This is a genomic window from Metabacillus arenae (genome assembly GCF_014773385.1).
GTDB lineage: Bacteria > Bacillota > Bacilli > Bacillales > Bacillaceae > Metabacillus_D > Metabacillus_D arenae.
Genome location: NZ_JACXAI010000061.1, coordinates 1 through 16,625, shown reverse-complemented (window position 1 = coordinate 16,625; position 16,625 = coordinate 1). Strand labels below are relative to the sequence as shown.

Here is a 16,625-nt window from a genome sequence, read left to right as displayed (position 1 = left end):
AGAACGATCAAAAACTTAATGAATAAAAAGGGAGCCATTTCCTTTTAGAAACAGCTCCGGTTTTTTTACATCTCCACTTTTTGGGGTCTTGACCAAAACCGCCCGGTCTTTTTTGTCTAGCGAGTGTCCGATCGCTTGTACTCTATGCCATGGACTCCATTATAATATTCTGGATACATTTGTTCACCACATTTCTCTCATGCGAACATTGGAGGAGTGTTGGATCTCCATCATCCATTAAGTCAAAATCTCTTACTACATTTAATGGGATCTAATACGTTTCAAAATGTTTGTCTTCATATACGAAAAATACCACAGTATCATAGGTCTCTGGTAAGGTGAAATTATATACTTATCTTTTTAAAAAGCCATATTACCGCTTAAAAGTAGTAATATGGCTTTATTTTGTTTAAGCATGTGTTTTCGGTAAGTATATTCAAGCATAAGCTTTCATTCATGAAAACATATGCTTGAAGTCACAATAAAAGACAAAATAAAAACCACCAACTATGTATTGGTGGAGACGGAGGGAGTCGAACCCTCGTCCAGAAATATCGCCACTTAAGCGTCTACGAGCGTAGTCGATATATTCGGAGTTCGCTGACCATTATGCCTATCAACGGGCGTCCTGGCAGCTAGTCTGATTGTTCTCTTCCTTCATCCTCAGACGGTGGAATCAGGCGTAGCCCACTAAGAGTGAGTCCCTTACCCTACCACATGGGCGATGGAGGGAGGAACCGCTTATAGACTGTTGTTAGGCAGCTAAAGCGAGGTTATTGTTAGATTTGCCAGTTATTATTGGCGTTGACGTTATTTACGAGGACGATCCCCTCGGCTCGCAACTCAAGCTCGAACTATCCCTGTCGAATCCGTAACGTCCCCGTGTGTAAGGTATTCCGCTAACATAAAGGAATACGGGAAGTTGTCGCTTAGTCACTTCACTATATGAAGTTGTTTGCCTTTCGACAATTACTATTATAACAAATACAGCTCATAATGCAATTGTAAGTTTTTGTAAGATCTATTTTTTCGGCTTTTCTTTAATAGAGTATATGATAACGACTGCTATAATAAAAAGCACGGCACCTATTCCAAAATAAATCGTATCCATACCTGAGGATTCATCCTTATATTAATAATCTTTTTGACGGGCTCGGAATGCTCGTTCAATTTCACGATTTGCTTCTTTTTTCTTCAAGTCTTCACGCTTGTCATATTTCTTTTTCCCTTTTCCTAGACCGATTAAAACCTTTGCATAGCCATTTTTCAAATACATTTTCAATGGAACTAAGGCATATCCCTCTTCTTTCGTCAGCCCGATCAGCTTATTAATTTCACGGCGGTGCATGAGCAGCTTGCGTGTTCTCAGCGGTTCATGGTTATAACGATTGCCTTGTTCATACGGACTTATGTGCATATTGTGAAGCATGACTTCGCCTTTTTCTACCCTGGCAAATGCATCCTTTAAATTCGCCCGGCCATTTCGGATCGACTTTATTTCTGTTCCTTGGAGGACAATTCCTGTTTCATACGTTTCCTCAATAAAGTATTCGTGATTGGCTTTTTTATTTTGAGCAAGTACCTTTCCAATTCCTTTAGGCATTAGAATTCCCCCCTTCTGTCTGTTTTCTCCTATGCGACAGTAGATAATATTTTAGCAAAAATGACGGTTTTTAACAATAAATATGATGACAGCACAAGCAAAATAGACGAAGGAAGCCTTTTCGGCTTCCTTTTTTAAAAGATAGAAAATTTAAGTGAATTAAAGTATTAACGTGATAAAGAGTGGTGTTGTTGTCCAGTTTTCGCTATGAGGTTAGAGAATGGCCAGCCAACCTTGTCTTTTACTTAACGCCCTATCCATTTCTTTTAACGCTTTTTCTTCTTCCGCTTGGCTTTTGGTGCATTTTGAAAGGATCGTTTTTTCTTCTTCTTTTTTGGCGGGCGTGTTGACCATTCGTCATCTATTGTCCCGCTGCGTTCTTTTGGTGCTCCTGCATTTTTCTTGCGTCCGCCTCTTGTGCTAATGATTTTTGGTTGTTCTTTTGCAAGACGACGGCGGGTTCCTTTCATTCCTACAATTTCAAAATCAATTGCCCTTTCGTCTTTATCAACATTTACAACTCGTACTGTAATTTCATCACCGATTCGATAAACATTTCCTGTCCGCTCACCAATCATGGCGTAATGCCGCTCATCATATCGATAATAATCATCCGTCATATAGCTGACATGAATGAGTCCTTCAATTGTATTTGGAAGTTCAACAAACATCCCAAAATTCGTTACTGAGCTGACGATGCCATCGTATTCTTCCCCAACTTTGTCGAGCATATATTCTGTCTTTTTTAAGTCATCTGTTTCACGTTCCGCATCAACAGCACGGCGTTCCATGTTAGAAGATTTCTCAGCAATAAAATCCATGCGTTCTGCCCATTTATTCTGGGTTTTCTCATCTACTTTTCCTTCAATTAAGTATGTCCGGATCAGCCTGTGAACAATTAAATCAGGATATCTGCGGATTGGTGAAGTAAAGTGAGTATAAAAATCTGTCGATAATCCAAAATGGCCTAAGCTTTCAGGGTCGTATTTTGCCTGTTTCATGGAACGGAGCATGACTGTGGATACGACCATTTCTTCTGGTTCTCCCTGAACCTGCTCAATAATTTCCTGGAGAGCACGGGGATGAACTTCATTTCCTTTACCTTTAATGACATATCCGAAGTTTGTCACAAATTCCATAAAGCGCTGTAATTTTTCTGCTTTTGGTTCTTCATGTATCCGATAAATAAATGGAACATTCATCCAATGAAAATGTTCAGCAACCGTTTCATTAGCCAGCAGCATGAATTCTTCAATTAACCGTTCTGCAACAGATCGTTCACGCAGAACCACTTCCTGGGGCTTGCCTTCTTCATCGACAATAACCTTTGCTTCTTTAAAATCAAAATCGATTGCCCCGCGCCTCATCCGTTTGTTTCGGAGCACTTCTGCCAGCTCTTCCATCCGTTCAAACATGGGGACGAGTCGTTCATATCTTTCTCTGACCTCTTCCTCTTTATCAACAAGGATTTTGTTCACATCAGAGTATGTCATTCTTTCTGTTGTTTTAATCACACTTTGGAAAATTTCGTGATGCACAACATCCCCGTTTGGGTCTACTTCCATTTCACAGGATAAAGTGAAACGGTTTACTTTAGGATTTAAAGAACAAATCCCATTTGATAAACGATGAGGAATCATCGGGATAACCCTGTCTACTAAATATACGCTAGTAGCTCTTTCAAGGGCTTCCTTATCAATCGGAGAGTTCTCTTTCACATAATGAGTTACATCCGCTATATGGACACCCAATTTGTAATTTCCATTTTCAAGCTTCGTAACAGTGACAGCATCATCAAGATCCTTTGCATCTGCTCCATCAATCGTGACGATCGTTTGATCCCTTAAATCTCTGCGATCTTTAATGTCCTCTTCATTAATGCTGTCTGGTACACTGTTAGCTTGCTCCATCACCTCAGCTGGAAACTCCTGAGGAAGGCCATGTTTATGAATAATCGAAAGAATATCAACTCCCGGATCGTTTTTATGTCCGAGAATCTGAATGACCTCTCCTTCGGCACTCATCCGTCCTTCAGGATAGCTCGTAAGCCGGACAACCACTTTATGGCCTTCAACCGCACCACCCGATTCATTTTTCGGGATAAAAATATCATTAGTGAATTTTTTATCATCTGGAATAACAAAGCCAAAGTTTTTGCTTTCTGTATATGTACCTACAACTTCTTTAACTCCGCGCTCTAAAATCCGAATGATCGTTCCTTCTTTTCGAGACCCGGTCGATTGAGAGCTCAATCTAACCATTACAATGTCGCCATGCATTGCATCGTTTAATTCATTAGGCGGAATAAAGACATCATCAAGTAAAGAATCCTCTGGAATAACAAAGGCAAATCCCTTTGCATGTCCTGTTACTTTTCCTTTAATAAGGTTCATTCGTTCCGGCAGGCCGTAACGATTGCTTCTAGTCCGGACAATGAGTCCTCTTTCTTCCATGTGGACAAGCTCTTTTACTAGATTTTTAAAATCTGCTGCTTCTTGTATGTCAAGTGCCTCTTCTAATTCTTGCACTGTTAGAGGCTTGTAAGCTTCGTCCTTCATAAAAGAAAGAAGACGCTCAGAATATTTTTTTGTCTCATCTGACATTGAGGGAACCCTCCTATTTTAACCTACCAATCAAGGTTTTCTAAAAATTCATATACATCCTGATGAAGCTGCTCTCTTTCCTTATCAAGGGTGATGACATGGCCTGATTCCTCATACCACTTAATCTTTTTCTCATCAGATTCAACTTCATTATGAATAATATTTGCACTTTCCGTGTTGATCATGTGGTCGTGTCTGCCTTGTACAACAAATGTCGGGGCATAAATCATACTAACATTGCTGCGGACATCCGCAATTAGCTCCTGCAGATCCTTTATCGTATTCATAGGTGTCTTTTCAAACTCTTTCATTTCTGCTTCAATTTGTTCCTCATCTTTACCTTCAAATTTTTTATAATTTCTGGCGTAGTCTAAAACACCTTTATACATGACTTCTTCACTTTTTATGTACATAGGGGCACACATTGGGATAATACCCTTTACAGGAACAGTGTAACCTAATTTCAAGGAAAAAACTCCTCCCAGCGATAAACCGCTGACAGCTATTTTTTCATAACCCAATTCTTTTAAATGATTATAGCCATCCATAACGTCCTTCCACCAGTCTTCAGGGCCTGTATGGACAAGTTCTTCCGGCGGTACTCCATGACCTTTATATTGCGGGGCATGACATGTATACTCTCTTTCGTTTAAGTATCTGCCCAGCATTCTAACATCTGCTGTGTTACCAGTGAATCCATGTAATAGTAAAACGGCCTTTTCGCCGCCTTCCCATGTAAATGGTTTAGGCGTTACTATTTTCATTTTCATCTAACTCCTTCTAGCTTATCCATGATCTAATCTAGTTTTTGTCTTTTATCGCAAATCTATTTAAATAAATGTATCACTAATCCTTTTTTCATAACAATAAAAATGGTTTTCCTTCCCGTGAAAACTCATTTCACCGACCTTTACATAACCGTTTCTTACAAGTAATTTTTGAGCCTTTTCATTTAATGAATAGGTGTCTATCTTCATAAAGCGTGCACCCTTTGAGGCAGCTTCCTTTTCAGTGAATTCTATCAGCTCTGACGCCATTCCGCTTTTTCTTGCTTCAGGATCGACAACAAGCCTGTGAAAAGTAAACGATAGTGCAAACTTGCTTGTCCACTGAATCCCGTCGTATTCTTTTGGAAAGTTTTGATCCATCGTTATAGAACCAATTACATCATCATTCTCTTGTTTTACATACAGAGTACCATTTCGAAGATCAGTTCGAAATTGGTCCATCTTTGGATAGGTCTCATCCCATTGGTCATTTCCTTCTGATTTCATAATGGCAACTGTCTTCATCACCATTTCGTTTATTCTTTTTAAATCTTGTTCTGCTGCTTGACGAATCATTATAGGCACCTCCTGAAAACGCTTCATAAAAAAAAGGCCTGATATTTCAGACCTTTACAGCTTCATCATTATAGTCCTGCGTAAGACACCGCAATCGTTAAAATAAAGAATAGCACCGACAGAATAATCGTAGCTCGATGTAAAACTAAGTCCATCCCGCGGGCTTTTTGCTTTCCGAACAGCTGCTCGGCTCCACCAGAAATGGCCCCTGATAAACCAGCACTTTTTCCTGATTGAAGTAAAACGACTGTAATAAGAGCGATTGATACAATCACAAGTAAAACGACGAGTAATGTATGCATGCGATGACACCTCCTGAAAAAACGTCCATTGCCAATAGCTTAAATGTACCATAAGACAAAGAAAATGTCACTATTCCTTTGATAAATGATGTCTTATAGACAGATAAGCGAAAGTGTTCTCATATCTGTAAATCAATATAAACTACTTCAGGTAAATTCTTTGTAATCATAAAAAACCTCCTATTATGGTGTATTCCACACTAAATAGGAGGTTAGAAGCAATAAACTGTAAGACTAAGTTGATGTCTTTGTATGACTCAACACAAGTCCTCTCCTTGACCAGATTATTTCTTCAAGTTATAAAAAGACTTAGCACCGTCATACACAGCCAATACACCTAATTCGTCTTCGATGCGAAGTAATTGGTTGTATTTTGCGATGCGGTCTGTACGGCTCATAGAACCTGTTTTGATTTGGCCAGCGTTTGTGGCTACTGCGATGTCAGCGATTGTGGCATCTTCTGTTTCACCAGAGCGGTGAGAAACAACAGCTGTGTAGCCAGCGCGTTTAGCCATTTCGATTGCTTCGAATGTTTCAGTAAGCGTACCGATTTGGTTAACTTTGATTAGGATAGAATTTCCTACGCCTTGTTCGATACCTTGAGCAAGTTTTTTCGTATTTGTTACGAATAGGTCGTCTCCAACCAATTGAACTTTTCCGCCGATGCGCTCAGTTAATAGCTTGTGGCCTTCCCAGTCATTTTCATCTAGACCGTCTTCGATTGACAGGATTGGGAATTCATTTACAAGCTGCTCATAGAAGTCAACCATTTCAGCTGAAGTTAAGCCTGTACGGCCTTCACCAGCTAAGTCATATTTGCTTGTTTCTTTGTTGAAGAATTCAGAAGAAGCAACGTCCATTCCAAGAACAATGTCTTTACCTGGCTCATAGCCTGCTTTTTGAATCGCTTCAACAATTACTTCTAGTGCTTCACGGTTAGATCCTAAGTTAGGAGCAAATCCGCCTTCGTCACCTACAGCTGTGTTTAAGCCTTTGCCTTTTAATACAGCTTTTAATGCGTGGAATACTTCAGCACCCATGCGGATTGCTTCTTTGAATGTCGGCGCTCCGACAGGCAGGATCATAAATTCTTGGAAGTCTACGTTGTTATCAGCATGAGAACCGCCATTGATGATGTTCATCATTGGGGTTGGCAATTGCTTCGCATTGAATCCGCCAAGGTAACGGTATAATGGAAGGCCAACAAAGTCTGCTGCTGCATGAGCTACTGCCATAGATACACCAAGGATCGCATTTGCACCTAATTTTCCTTTGTTTTCAGTTCCATCTAATTCGATCATTAGCTTATCGATTCCAGCTTGGTCAGTTACATCCATTCCAACGATTTCTGGAGCGATGACTTCATTTACGTTTTCAACAGCTTTTAATACACCTTTACCTAAATAACGCTCTTTGTCACCGTCACGTAATTCAACTGCTTCATGTTCACCAGTTGAAGCTCCGCTTGGAACTAATGCGCGTCCAAATGCACCTGTTTCAGTAAAAACTTCCACTTCTACAGTTGGGTTACCGCGAGAATCTAAAATTTCACGAGCATAAACATCAATAATGTATGGCATAAGTTTTCTCTCCTTTAATTTTAAAATTATTTTTGAATTAATGATTTTCCAGTCATTTCTTTAGGTTGGGCTACTTTTAGTAAATCAAGCATAGTTGGTGCCAAATCACCGAGCTTGCCGCCTTCAATTAATGACAGTCCTTCTTTCGTTAAAATCATCGGAACCGGGTTTGTTGTGTGAGCAGTATGAGGCGTCCCTTCTTCTGTCACTAACACATCTGCGTTTCCATGATCTGCGGTAATAATGGCTGTCCCACCTTTAGCAAGAATGGCATCTACAACTTTCCCTAAACACTCATCAACAGCTTCGATCGCTTTAATCGTCGGCTCTAACATACCTGAGTGTCCCACCATATCAGGGTTTGCAAAGTTTAACAGGATGGCGTCATGCTTGTCGGCTTCGATCTCTTGCAATAGTGCCGCAGTTACTTCATAAGCACTCATTTCAGGTTTTAAATCATAGGTTGCTACCTTTGGAGAATCAATCAAAATGCGTTCTTCTCCAGGAAATTCTTGTTCACGGCCGCCGCTCATAAAGAATGTAACGTGCGGGTATTTTTCTGTTTCTGCAATTCTTAGCTGCTTCAAACCGTTTTGTGATAACACTTCACCGAGCGTATTATCTAAATTCACTGGTTTGAAAGCTACATAGCCATCTACTGTTTCACTAAAATGGGTCAAGCAAACGAAATGCAAGTTTTTCGGGTGCTGAAGGCCTCTGTCAAAGCCTCTAAAATCCTCATTAGTGAACGTATTGGAAATTTGAATAGCACGGTCTGGACGGAAGTTGTAAAAAATAACGGCATCATTGTCTTGTATTGTCGCAACTGGTAAGCCGTCTTCCTTCGTGATAACAGACGGAATGACGAATTCATCATAGATCCCATTTTCATAGGAATCATCAATGACTTCAAAAGGATCCTTGTAATCAGGGCCCTCGCCATAAGCCATTGCTCGATAGGCTTTTTCTACACGATCCCAGCGCTTGTCACGGTCCATTGAATAGTAGCGGCCTGAAATGGTTGCAATTTCTCCAACGCCGATTTCAGAAATTTGCTGCTGCAATTCCTCAAGATAAACCTTAGCCGTTTGCGGCCCTACATCACGTCCATCCAAAAAGCCGTGAATATAGACGTTTTGAATGCCTTCTTTTTTTGCAAGCTTTAACAAAGCATATAAATGATGGATATGGCTGTGAACTCCCCCATCTGATAATAAACCAAACAGGTGAAGATTGGTACCATTCTTTTTCACATGATCCATTGCAGAAAGGAATGTTTCATTTTGTGCAAACTCCCCTTCACGAATCGCCACATTTACTCTAGTCAAGCTTTGATACACGATGCGGCCGGCACCGATATTTAAATGGCCGACCTCGGAGTTACCCATTTGCCCGTTAGGAAGCCCGACCGCTTCTCCTGAAGCAGTTAAGGTTGTATGGGGATACTGACTCCAGTATCGGTCGAAATTTCGCTTATTCGCCTGTGCGACCGCATTCCCGTCTGTTTGGTTTCGCAACGCAAAACCATCTAGGATGATAAGTGCAACTGGCTTCTTAGTCATTTTGACCTGCCTCCAATAATTGAAGGAAGGACTGAGGCTCAAGGCTTGCGCCGCCAACTAGAGCGCCATCAATGTCAGGCTGCGCCATATATTCCTTAATATTGGCAGGTTTTACGCTTCCACCGTACTGAATTCGAACGGAATCAGCAACTTCTTGAGAAAATTGATCTGCAATTACACCGCGAATGTGTGCACATACTTCATTAGCATCTTCAGAAGTAGAAGATTTTCCAGTACCGATTGCCCAGATTGGCTCATAAGCAATGACCGTTTGTTTGACTTGGTCTGCTGTTAAACCTTCTAGTGCTTTCTGTACTTGCTCACCAACCAGATTGTTTGTTTTCCCTGCTTCACGTTCTTCAAGAGTCTCACCGCAGCAAACAATTGGTGTTAATCCGTGTTTAAAAGCAGCTAATGTCTTCTTATTGACAGTTTCATCTGTTTCAGCAAACATTTCACGACGTTCAGAGTGTCCTAAGATGACATATTCCACATTTAAGTCTTTTAGGGCAACAGGGCTAACCTCTCCTGTAAATGCACCACTTTCTTCAAAATGCATGTTTTGAGCCCCGATTTTCACATCAGTATCCGCTGTGATTTCAACTAAGCGATCAAGGAAAAGCGCTGGAGCACAAACAACAGCGTCCATTTTTTCAGGAGAAGGAACAAGACTTTTCACTTCTTCGACAAAGCTTTTTGCTTCTGACATCACTTTATTCATTTTCCAGTTTCCTGCAATGATTGGTTTTCTCATCATCATCACACATCCTTTCCTTTACTTATCATTTAAAGCTGTAACACCTGGAAGCTCTTTCCCTTCCATGAATTCAAGTGAAGCTCCGCCTCCAGTTGAAATGTGACTCATTTTTTTCGCTAAGCCAAACTTTTCAACCGCAGCTGCTGAATCTCCGCCGCCAATTACACTGTAAGTATCTGCTGCTTCTGCTAATGCTTCTGCAACAGCTTTTGTTCCGTTTGCAAAAGATTCAAGCTCGAATACCCCCATCGGGCCGTTCCATATAACGAGCTTTGATTTTTTGATAACATCCGCATAAGTTTCACGTGATTTTGGTCCGGTATCCAACCCTTCCCAGTCACTTGGGATATTTTCTACGGAAACAACTTGGGTATTGGCATCATTCGAAAAGTCGTCTGCTACAACAACATCAACTGGCATGTAGAAATTGACACCCTTTTCTTTTGCTTTTTCTATAAAGGTTTTAGCAAGCTCAATTTTATCTTCCTCTAAGAGGGATTTCCCTACCTCATGGCCTTGAGCTTTAATAAACGTATAAGCTAAACCCCCGCCAATAATGAGATTGTCTACTTTATCTAATAGGTTATCAATAACACCGATTTTGTCTTTTACTTTTGCTCCGCCAATGATCGCTGTAAATGGGCGGTCAGGATCAGACAACGCTTTCCCTAATACTTCAAGCTCCTTTTCCATCAAGAAGCCAGCCACTGCAGGAAGATGCTCAGCAATTCCAGCAGTAGAAGCATGAGCACGGTGAGCTGCACCAAATGCATCGTTAACATAAACGTCTGCAAGCTCTGCGAAATTCTTTGCAAGTTCTGCATCATTTTTCTCTTCCCCAGGATAAAAGCGAACGTTTTCTAATAAGAGCACGTCCCCTTCTCCTAGTTTCTTCACTTCTGCTTTTACAGCTTCACCATAGGCTTCATCTGTTTTCACAACTTTTTTGCCTAACAGCTCTTGAAGACGCTCTGCAACAGCATTTAAGCGAAGGTCTTCTACAACTTGTCCTTTAGGACGACCTAAGTGACTAGCTAAAAGAACTTTTGCCCCTTGCTCTACTAAATATTGAATAGTAGGAAGTGCTGCACGGATACGAGTGTCATCTGTTACATTCCCATCTTTCATTGGCACGTTAAAATCAACGCGACAGAAGACCACTTTTCCTTTTACCTCAATGTCCTTCACTGACTTTTTGTGCATTAAAAGGTCCTCCTTATTTTATGTAAATTAACAAAGAAAAAAGAGGAAGGGGGATGCTCCCCTTTCCCCTTTTTCGCTTTCATTATAGCGTTAACCCGCAAAATGTCCAAGTAAAGTTTCTATTTCAATGTCTTTACATGGTTTTTAATCGAATTAAAGGCCTTGTTTTGCAATGTATGCAGCAAGGTCTACTACACGGTGAGAATAACCGCTCTCGTTATCATACCAAGAAATTACTTTTACCATGCTGTCTTCCATAACCATTGTAGATAAAGCATCAATTGTAGATGAATTTGCGTTACCGTTGTAATCGCCAGAAACAAGCGGCTCTTCACTGTAACCTAGAATTCCTTGTAATTCACCTTCAGCAGCTTCTCTGAAAGCAGCGTTCACTTCATCAACTGTTACGTCTTTATCAAGCTCAGCAACTAAATCTACTAAAGAAACATTTGGAGTTGGCACACGCATAGCTCCACCGTTTAATTTTCCTTTTAATTCAGGCAATACTAGAGAAACAGCTTTTGCTGCACCAGTCGTTGTAGGAATGATGTTTTCAGCTGCTGCACGAGCACGGCGGTAGTCTTTGTGCGGCAAGTCTAAGATTTGCTGGTCATTTGTGTAAGAGTGAACTGTGGTCATCATACCGCGTTTAATACCGAACTTATCATTTAATACTTTAGCAAAAGGAGCTAAGCAGTTTGTTGTACAAGAAGCATTAGAAATAACGTTGTGGCTTCCTGCATCATATTTATCTTCGTTAACACCCATTACGATTGTAATATCTTCATCGCTTGCCGGAGCAGAAATAATAACTTTTTTCGCACCTGCTTCTAAGTGTTTAGCTGCATCTGCACGTTTTGTGAAGAATCCAGTAGATTCAACAACGATATCAACACCAAGCTGTCCCCAAGATAGTTTCGCAGGGTCACGCTCTGCAGAAACTTGAATTGTATTACCATCTACAACAAGATTGTTGCCGTCTACAGAAACTTCAGCATTTAACTTGCCATGAACAGAATCATATTTTAAAAGATGAGCAAGCATATTAGCGTCTGTTAAGTCATTAACTGCTACTACTTCTACCTCAGAATTTTTTAAAGCTGCGCGGAATACGTTACGGCCAATACGACCAAAACCATTAATACCGATTTTTACTGCCATGATTTGTTTCCTCCTTTAGTTAAGTGAGAAATAATTTTTATATTGAGGGATCTTAATCCCTTAATAACTGGTTAGCAGCACCTTCGTCTGTAATTAACACAGAATCAAGGGCTTTTTTCATATATGCTTTAATTGCTTTAGCTTTTGATGCACCACCAGCCACCGCAATCACATTCGGAATGCTGTTTAAATCGTCCAGCTGAATACCAACCGTTTGGACTTTATGAACGACTTTTCCATCCTGATTAAAATAATAGCCAAACGCTTCAGCTACAGCATTTCCATCATTAATTTTCTTCATAACCAATGCAGATGTGTTCCGACGCTCTGCCATTGTTTTAGCCTCTCCTATACCATGAACAACCATACTCGAGGATTTAATGATGCTCAAAACCTCCTTAATGGATGGTTCTTCGATGATCGATTGATAGGCTTCCTTGCTTAGTTGGTCTGGGACATGCAGCAGCCGATAATTTCCTGTGGCTCTCTCTGCCATTTTCGCGCAAATTGTGTTTGCTTGATTTTTTACATTTTCACCAAGACCGCCTCGCGCAGGAACAAACAATAGCTCACGATTTTTCGAATCAGGGGACATCATTTCAGCAACAGCGGCAAGTGTCGTTCCGCCGGTAACAGCGACGATATCTTTCCCAACCATCCGCTCTTTTATACAATGTACACATGCTCTGCCCATTTCTTGCTTCACCCATGGGGATATATCACTATCACCAGAAACAACGATGGCACGGTTCAAGTTAAACCTCTCTTTTAATTTGTTTTCCAAAAGGCTTAATCCTAAAACGTCTTTCATCATTTCCTCTAGTTTATTTAACAATGAAGAACCTTCACTTGTTAAAATCATCCCGGTGGTTTGAATTCCAATCAAATTTTGTTCCTTTAAGAACTGTACTTCAGCACGCAAAACCCGCTCGCTAATGTTTAAGCTGATAGATAAGCTGCGACGTCCAATTGGCTGCATAAGACGTATGTATTGCAAAATTTGATAGCGTTTTTGCATGATTTGAAGCAAGTCAGGCAATAATTTTTTTTGGACCTCTATCATTTCTTTCATACTGACAAAATCCTTTCACGAGAACCATGGGACCATTTTCGTCCCAGTGTGACATATTGTGTCCCACTTTCTCGAAAAAAAATCACCCCTGTTACATTTACATTGTAGCAGGGGTGTAAAACTTAATCAACTGTTTGTTTCAAGTAACCGCTTTCTTAACAATTCCTTTGAGATTTGCCCATACGCGATTAAGTTGTCGTTTCCTTTTATGACAGGGATCAAGAGTTGATATTCTTCAAGAAGATGATCATCTTCATAAATATCCAGAATCTCTAAATTGAAATCTATTTCTTTATTCACTTCTTTGATTGCTTCATAGGCTTTATCACAAAGTGGACAGTTCATTTTAGTATAGAGTGTGACTTTTAGCATAACCGGACAAACTCCTTTTTTTATGAAAATCTTTTTCTCAAGGTTGAAGAAGGTATGTTAAGCTGATCTCGGTATTTCGCAATTGTTCTACGAGAAACAGACATGTTGTGCTCCTTCTTAAGAAGCTTAGTAATTGCCTGATCTGAAAGGGGTTTTTGTTTGTTTTCTTCTTTCGTATATTTTTGAATCAATTGTTTGACAGCATTGGACGACAAATCCTCTGCCTGTGCTTGCTCTATCTTTGCAGAGAAAAAGTATCTCATTTCAAACAGCCCCTGAGGTGTTTGAACAAATTTATCTTTTACCGCTCTGCTTACAGTTGATTCATGGATACCAAGCTGTTCAGCTATCATTTTTAATGTAAGCGGTTTTATATTAGATGAACCTTGATAAAAAAATTCCCGTTGATGGGCGATCATGACATTCATTACATTAACCATGGTCGCTTTTCTTTGTTCAATTGATTTAAAAAGCCAATTGCATTGCTGCCATTTTGAAGACAAATACGATTTTAACTCAGTGTCAGAACTTGGCTTTAAAAAAGATTCATACTGAGAATTTATTTTTAATTCCGGCAGCATTCGATCATTATAGAGGACATTTAACTTTCCATCTATGATCCTGACATAAAGGTCAGGTTCAATATAAGCTGGTGGTGTAGCATCATATAAAATGCCCGGCCTTGGATCCAAGGTTTTTACTAGATCATGTATTTTCTGAATCTCTTCTACTGAAATCTTCGTTTTCCGCGCAAGCTCCCGCCAGGATTTTTTCGCAAAAAGCTCGAAGTGATTAGCGATAATGTATTCGGCAAGCTCATTCCGATTCGATCTTCTTTTCAATTGCAAACAAAGACACTCTTGGAGGTTTCTCGCCCCTATCCCTGCTGGGTCAAGGGATTGAAGAAACTCTAATTGTCTAACCATTTCATCTTCCTCTAAATTGAAGCGGCAAGCCAGGACTGACAAATCATCTTTCAAGTACCCATTTTGGTCCAAATCTTCTATCAACAGCATGAGGGCCTTAGGAGTTTTTTCTAAATCAATTAATTGCATTTTAATGTGGTCCCGTAAACCAATCTGCTTACTGGATACATTTTCAATCACAGAATTCTCTTGATTAGATGTACGTGTTCCCGTAGATTTATGATAAAATACGGACGTATCATCCCGTTCTTTCATTTCTATAAGGGGATTTTCCAAGGCGAGGTTTTGAACATACTCTGAAAGCTCAATCGCAGAGTATTGGAGTAATGTAATCGCTTGCTTTAATTCTTGAGTCATATTCAATTTTAATGTTTGTTCTTGAAACAAGCCAACTTTGTAATTCATATTCTTTTCCCCCTAGTTTTTATTTTACACTAAGCAGACCAAAAGGTGTATGTAATAATTAAGAAGGAGGCTGGATGAAGTGAGTGAATTATTTTCTGTACCTTATTTTGAAGAGAACTTTGAACAGCATATTGAAATGAACAAAGATCGTATGAAAAGGATCGACGCCATGAACAGTTACTATCGCTCTGTAGTTTCGACATTAGTACAAGATCAGCTAACAAAAAATAACGTTGTTTTAAAAAGAATTCAAAATCTGGATGAAGCATACAATATGATAAAAGCAAAATAAGAAAAGCAAAAACATCTTGGATCGCCTAGGGGGCCCTTTCGAAAAAGCTGCTATTTTCTTTTCGGGAGAGTAGACCTGTGCTCACGAGTCTTTTTTCTACTAAAACTGGACAATAATATCTTATTTAAATTCGGTAATATTTTATCCAACGTGAAATTCCTTGAAAATATTACCGGTTTTCTTATTGGACAAGGACTATTATAATAGTAGATGTTGAACGGCCAAGCGCCGCAATATACATCGTCTTTTGTCCAGTGTCGGCTCACTGGGCTTTACTTTTGTACATTATTATTTGAATTTTCCGCAAATTATACATAAACGAAGCTAAATTTCTGCATCGTTCTTTTATTTTTTCATAAAGACATGTGGATTAATGAGAAAAAGCATAATTTTCACTTCCAATATCCATAAAGTGAATAGAGAAAGGGCAAAGAATTTTTTACTTTTTTTAGGTTTTTATATTAATTTTGCCAACTTTTCTAATAATTTTTCTATATTTATACAATAACAACGCTATTTTCACTTGATCATCCCCTCTAGTCCATACTTATCTTCGAAATCTGAAATATATCTTCGATTTTTCACTTTTATCTCCGAAATCGGCATATTTATCTTCGAAAATTTAAATATATCGATTTTTCGACATTAATTAACAAAAAAGTTGGAGGTTTCTTATATTTTTTAAAACCCTAAAAAGTGATAACATATAAATTCTGATTTTGCAAAAAAGGAAAGCTTCTGTTTAAGCTTTCCTTTTTGTTAATGAGTTTTATAGGTCTTCACCATTTGTAGCTATAATATTTTTATACCAGTCAAAGCTTTTTTTCTTGAATCTTTTATTCGTACCTTTCCCTTTACTGTCCCGATCAACATAGATATAGCCATAACGTTTTTTCAGCTCTGCTGTTGATGCACTGACAAGGTCAATTGGCCCCCAAGAGGTGTAACCCATAATTTCAACGCCGTCACCAATTGCATTTTTCATTTCTTGCATATGCTCACGTAAATATTCAATGCGGTAATCATCATTTATCGAACCGTCTTCTCCAACTTTATCAACTGCACCGAGACCATTTTCTACGATAAATAGCGGTTTTTGGTAACGGTCATACAATTGGTTACAAACCGTTCTTAATCCTACTGGGTCTATTTGCCATCCCCATTCAGATGATTTTAAATAAGGGTTTTTGAGACCAGCAAATAGATTACCAGCTGTTTTAGTTTCTTGGTGTTTAGGGTCTGTGCTGGCAACAAATGACATGTAATAGCTGAATCCAATATAATCTACGGTATAGTCTTGAAGAAGCTCTAAATCTCCATCAGCTATTTTAATATTTATATTATTTTCCACTAGTGTTGCATTAATTAATTTTCACTATTAAGAATACTCAAAATGTTCAATTTTATTATTTTGTGCAAAGAAAAAGTCCTTTATAATGGATAA

At 39.3% G+C, this 16,625-nt stretch carries 14 protein-coding genes, 1 other RNA gene and 1 pseudogene; 1 reads left to right on the top strand and 15 read right to left on the bottom strand.

What is annotated here, in order from left to right:
- Positions 1-515 precede the first annotated feature (515 nt).
- The 14 genes from ssrA to rpoN form a co-directional block, all read right to left on the bottom strand.
- Positions 516-882: a transfer-messenger RNA gene (ssrA, locus tag IC621_RS25520) on the bottom strand.
- A gap of 250 nt (positions 883-1,132) precedes the next feature.
- Positions 1,133-1,603, bottom strand: coding sequence for an SsrA-binding protein SmpB (gene smpB / locus IC621_RS25515; RefSeq protein ID WP_191162799.1), 471 nt, complete (start codon positions 1,601-1,603; stop codon positions 1,133-1,135).
- A gap of 266 nt (positions 1,604-1,869) precedes the next feature.
- Positions 1,870-4,206 carry a ribonuclease R gene (gene rnr, locus IC621_RS25510; protein WP_191162797.1) on the bottom strand — a complete coding sequence of 779 codons (2,337 nt, stop codon included), beginning with the start codon at positions 4,204-4,206 and terminating at the stop codon, positions 1,870-1,872.
- A 23-nt stretch (positions 4,207-4,229) separates the two neighbouring features.
- Complete coding sequence (locus tag IC621_RS25505; RefSeq protein WP_191162795.1) at positions 4,230-4,970, bottom strand: alpha/beta hydrolase; 741 nt, start codon at positions 4,968-4,970, stop codon at positions 4,230-4,232.
- A 66-nt stretch (positions 4,971-5,036) separates the two neighbouring features.
- Entirely contained in the window at positions 5,037-5,549 is a 513-nt protein-coding gene (locus IC621_RS25500) for a GNAT family N-acetyltransferase (protein ID WP_191162793.1), read from the bottom strand.
- Positions 5,550-5,617: 68 nt separating this feature from the next.
- Complete coding sequence (gene secG / locus IC621_RS25495) at positions 5,618-5,851, bottom strand: preprotein translocase subunit SecG (protein ID WP_191162791.1); 234 nt, start codon at positions 5,849-5,851, stop codon at positions 5,618-5,620.
- 284 nt (positions 5,852-6,135) lie between these two features.
- Complete coding sequence (gene eno, locus IC621_RS25490) at positions 6,136-7,431, bottom strand: phosphopyruvate hydratase (protein WP_191162789.1); 1,296 nt, start codon at positions 7,429-7,431, stop codon at positions 6,136-6,138.
- Between the two features lie 26 nt (positions 7,432-7,457).
- Positions 7,458-8,993 (bottom strand): 2,3-bisphosphoglycerate-independent phosphoglycerate mutase, encoded by a 1,536-nt coding sequence (gpmI, locus tag IC621_RS25485; protein WP_191162788.1) that lies wholly within the window; start codon positions 8,991-8,993, stop codon positions 7,458-7,460.
- Complete coding sequence (gene tpiA, locus IC621_RS25480; RefSeq protein ID WP_191162802.1) at positions 8,986-9,747, bottom strand: triose-phosphate isomerase; 762 nt, start codon at positions 9,745-9,747, stop codon at positions 8,986-8,988. The genes gpmI and tpiA overlap by 8 nt, the downstream gene beginning before the upstream one ends.
- A 21-nt stretch (positions 9,748-9,768) precedes the next feature.
- Positions 9,769-10,953, bottom strand: a complete 1,185-nt coding sequence (locus tag IC621_RS25475; RefSeq protein ID WP_191162786.1) for a phosphoglycerate kinase — start codon at positions 10,951-10,953, stop codon at positions 9,769-9,771.
- Positions 10,954-11,106: 153 nt separating this feature from the next.
- A complete protein-coding gene (gap, locus tag IC621_RS25470) occupies positions 11,107-12,114 on the bottom strand; it encodes a type I glyceraldehyde-3-phosphate dehydrogenase (protein WP_191162784.1) in 1,008 nt (335 codons plus the stop codon).
- A 52-nt stretch (positions 12,115-12,166) separates the two neighbouring features.
- Positions 12,167-13,186, bottom strand: a complete 1,020-nt coding sequence (locus IC621_RS25465) for a sugar-binding transcriptional regulator (protein ID WP_191162782.1) — start codon at positions 13,184-13,186, stop codon at positions 12,167-12,169.
- A 126-nt stretch (positions 13,187-13,312) separates the two neighbouring features.
- Positions 13,313-13,558: a glutaredoxin family protein gene (locus tag IC621_RS25460; RefSeq protein WP_191162780.1), complete on the bottom strand. Its 246-nt coding sequence runs from the start codon at positions 13,556-13,558 to the stop codon at positions 13,313-13,315.
- Positions 13,559-13,578: 20 nt separating this feature from the next.
- Positions 13,579-14,889: an RNA polymerase factor sigma-54 gene (rpoN, locus tag IC621_RS25455; protein ID WP_191162778.1), complete on the bottom strand. Its 1,311-nt coding sequence runs from the start codon at positions 14,887-14,889 to the stop codon at positions 13,579-13,581.
- 79 nt (positions 14,890-14,968) lie between these two features.
- Here rpoN and yvfG point away from each other — a divergent pair, with 79 nt between their 5' ends.
- Positions 14,969-15,181, top strand: a complete 213-nt coding sequence (gene yvfG / locus IC621_RS25450; protein ID WP_191162776.1) for a protein YvfG — start codon at positions 14,969-14,971, stop codon at positions 15,179-15,181.
- Positions 15,182-15,950: 769 nt separating this feature from the next.
- On the opposite strand, the pseudogene IC621_RS25445 reads toward yvfG, so the two are convergent.
- Positions 15,951-16,535, bottom strand: a pseudogene (locus IC621_RS25445) (family 1 glycosylhydrolase); the annotation flags it as partial.
- Positions 16,536-16,625: the final 90 nt, after the last annotated feature.

Bases quoted from the DNA above. Each gene is read 5' to 3' on its own strand.
- rpoN (WP_191162778.1), bottom strand. From the start codon at position 14,889: ATGAATTACAAAGTTGGCTTGTTTCAAGAACAAACATTAAAATTGAAT.
- IC621_RS25460 (WP_191162780.1), bottom strand. From the start codon at position 13,558: ATGCTAAAAGTCACACTCTATACTAAAATGAACTGTCCACTTTGTGAT.
- rnr (WP_191162797.1), bottom strand. From the start codon at position 4,206: ATGTCAGATGAGACAAAAAAATATTCTGAGCGTCTTCTTTCTTTTATG.
- secG (WP_191162791.1), bottom strand. From the start codon at position 5,851: ATGCATACATTACTCGTCGTTTTACTTGTGATTGTATCAATCGCTCTT.
- IC621_RS25505 (WP_191162795.1), bottom strand. From the start codon at position 4,970: ATGAAAATAGTAACGCCTAAACCATTTACATGGGAAGGCGGCGAAAAG.
- smpB (WP_191162799.1), bottom strand. From the start codon at position 1,603: ATGCCTAAAGGAATTGGAAAGGTACTTGCTCAAAATAAAAAAGCCAAT.
- gap (WP_191162784.1), bottom strand. From the start codon at position 12,114: ATGGCAGTAAAAATCGGTATTAATGGTTTTGGTCGTATTGGCCGTAAC.
- tpiA (WP_191162802.1), bottom strand. From the start codon at position 9,747: ATGAGAAAACCAATCATTGCAGGAAACTGGAAAATGAATAAAGTGATG.
- IC621_RS25475 (WP_191162786.1), bottom strand. From the start codon at position 10,953: ATGCACAAAAAGTCAGTGAAGGACATTGAGGTAAAAGGAAAAGTGGTC.
- IC621_RS25465 (WP_191162782.1), bottom strand. From the start codon at position 13,186: ATGAAAGAAATGATAGAGGTCCAAAAAAAATTATTGCCTGACTTGCTT.
- IC621_RS25500 (WP_191162793.1), bottom strand. From the start codon at position 5,549: ATGATTCGTCAAGCAGCAGAACAAGATTTAAAAAGAATAAACGAAATG.
- gpmI (WP_191162788.1), bottom strand. From the start codon at position 8,993: ATGACTAAGAAGCCAGTTGCACTTATCATCCTAGATGGTTTTGCGTTG.
- eno (WP_191162789.1), bottom strand. From the start codon at position 7,431: ATGCCATACATTATTGATGTTTATGCTCGTGAAATTTTAGATTCTCGC.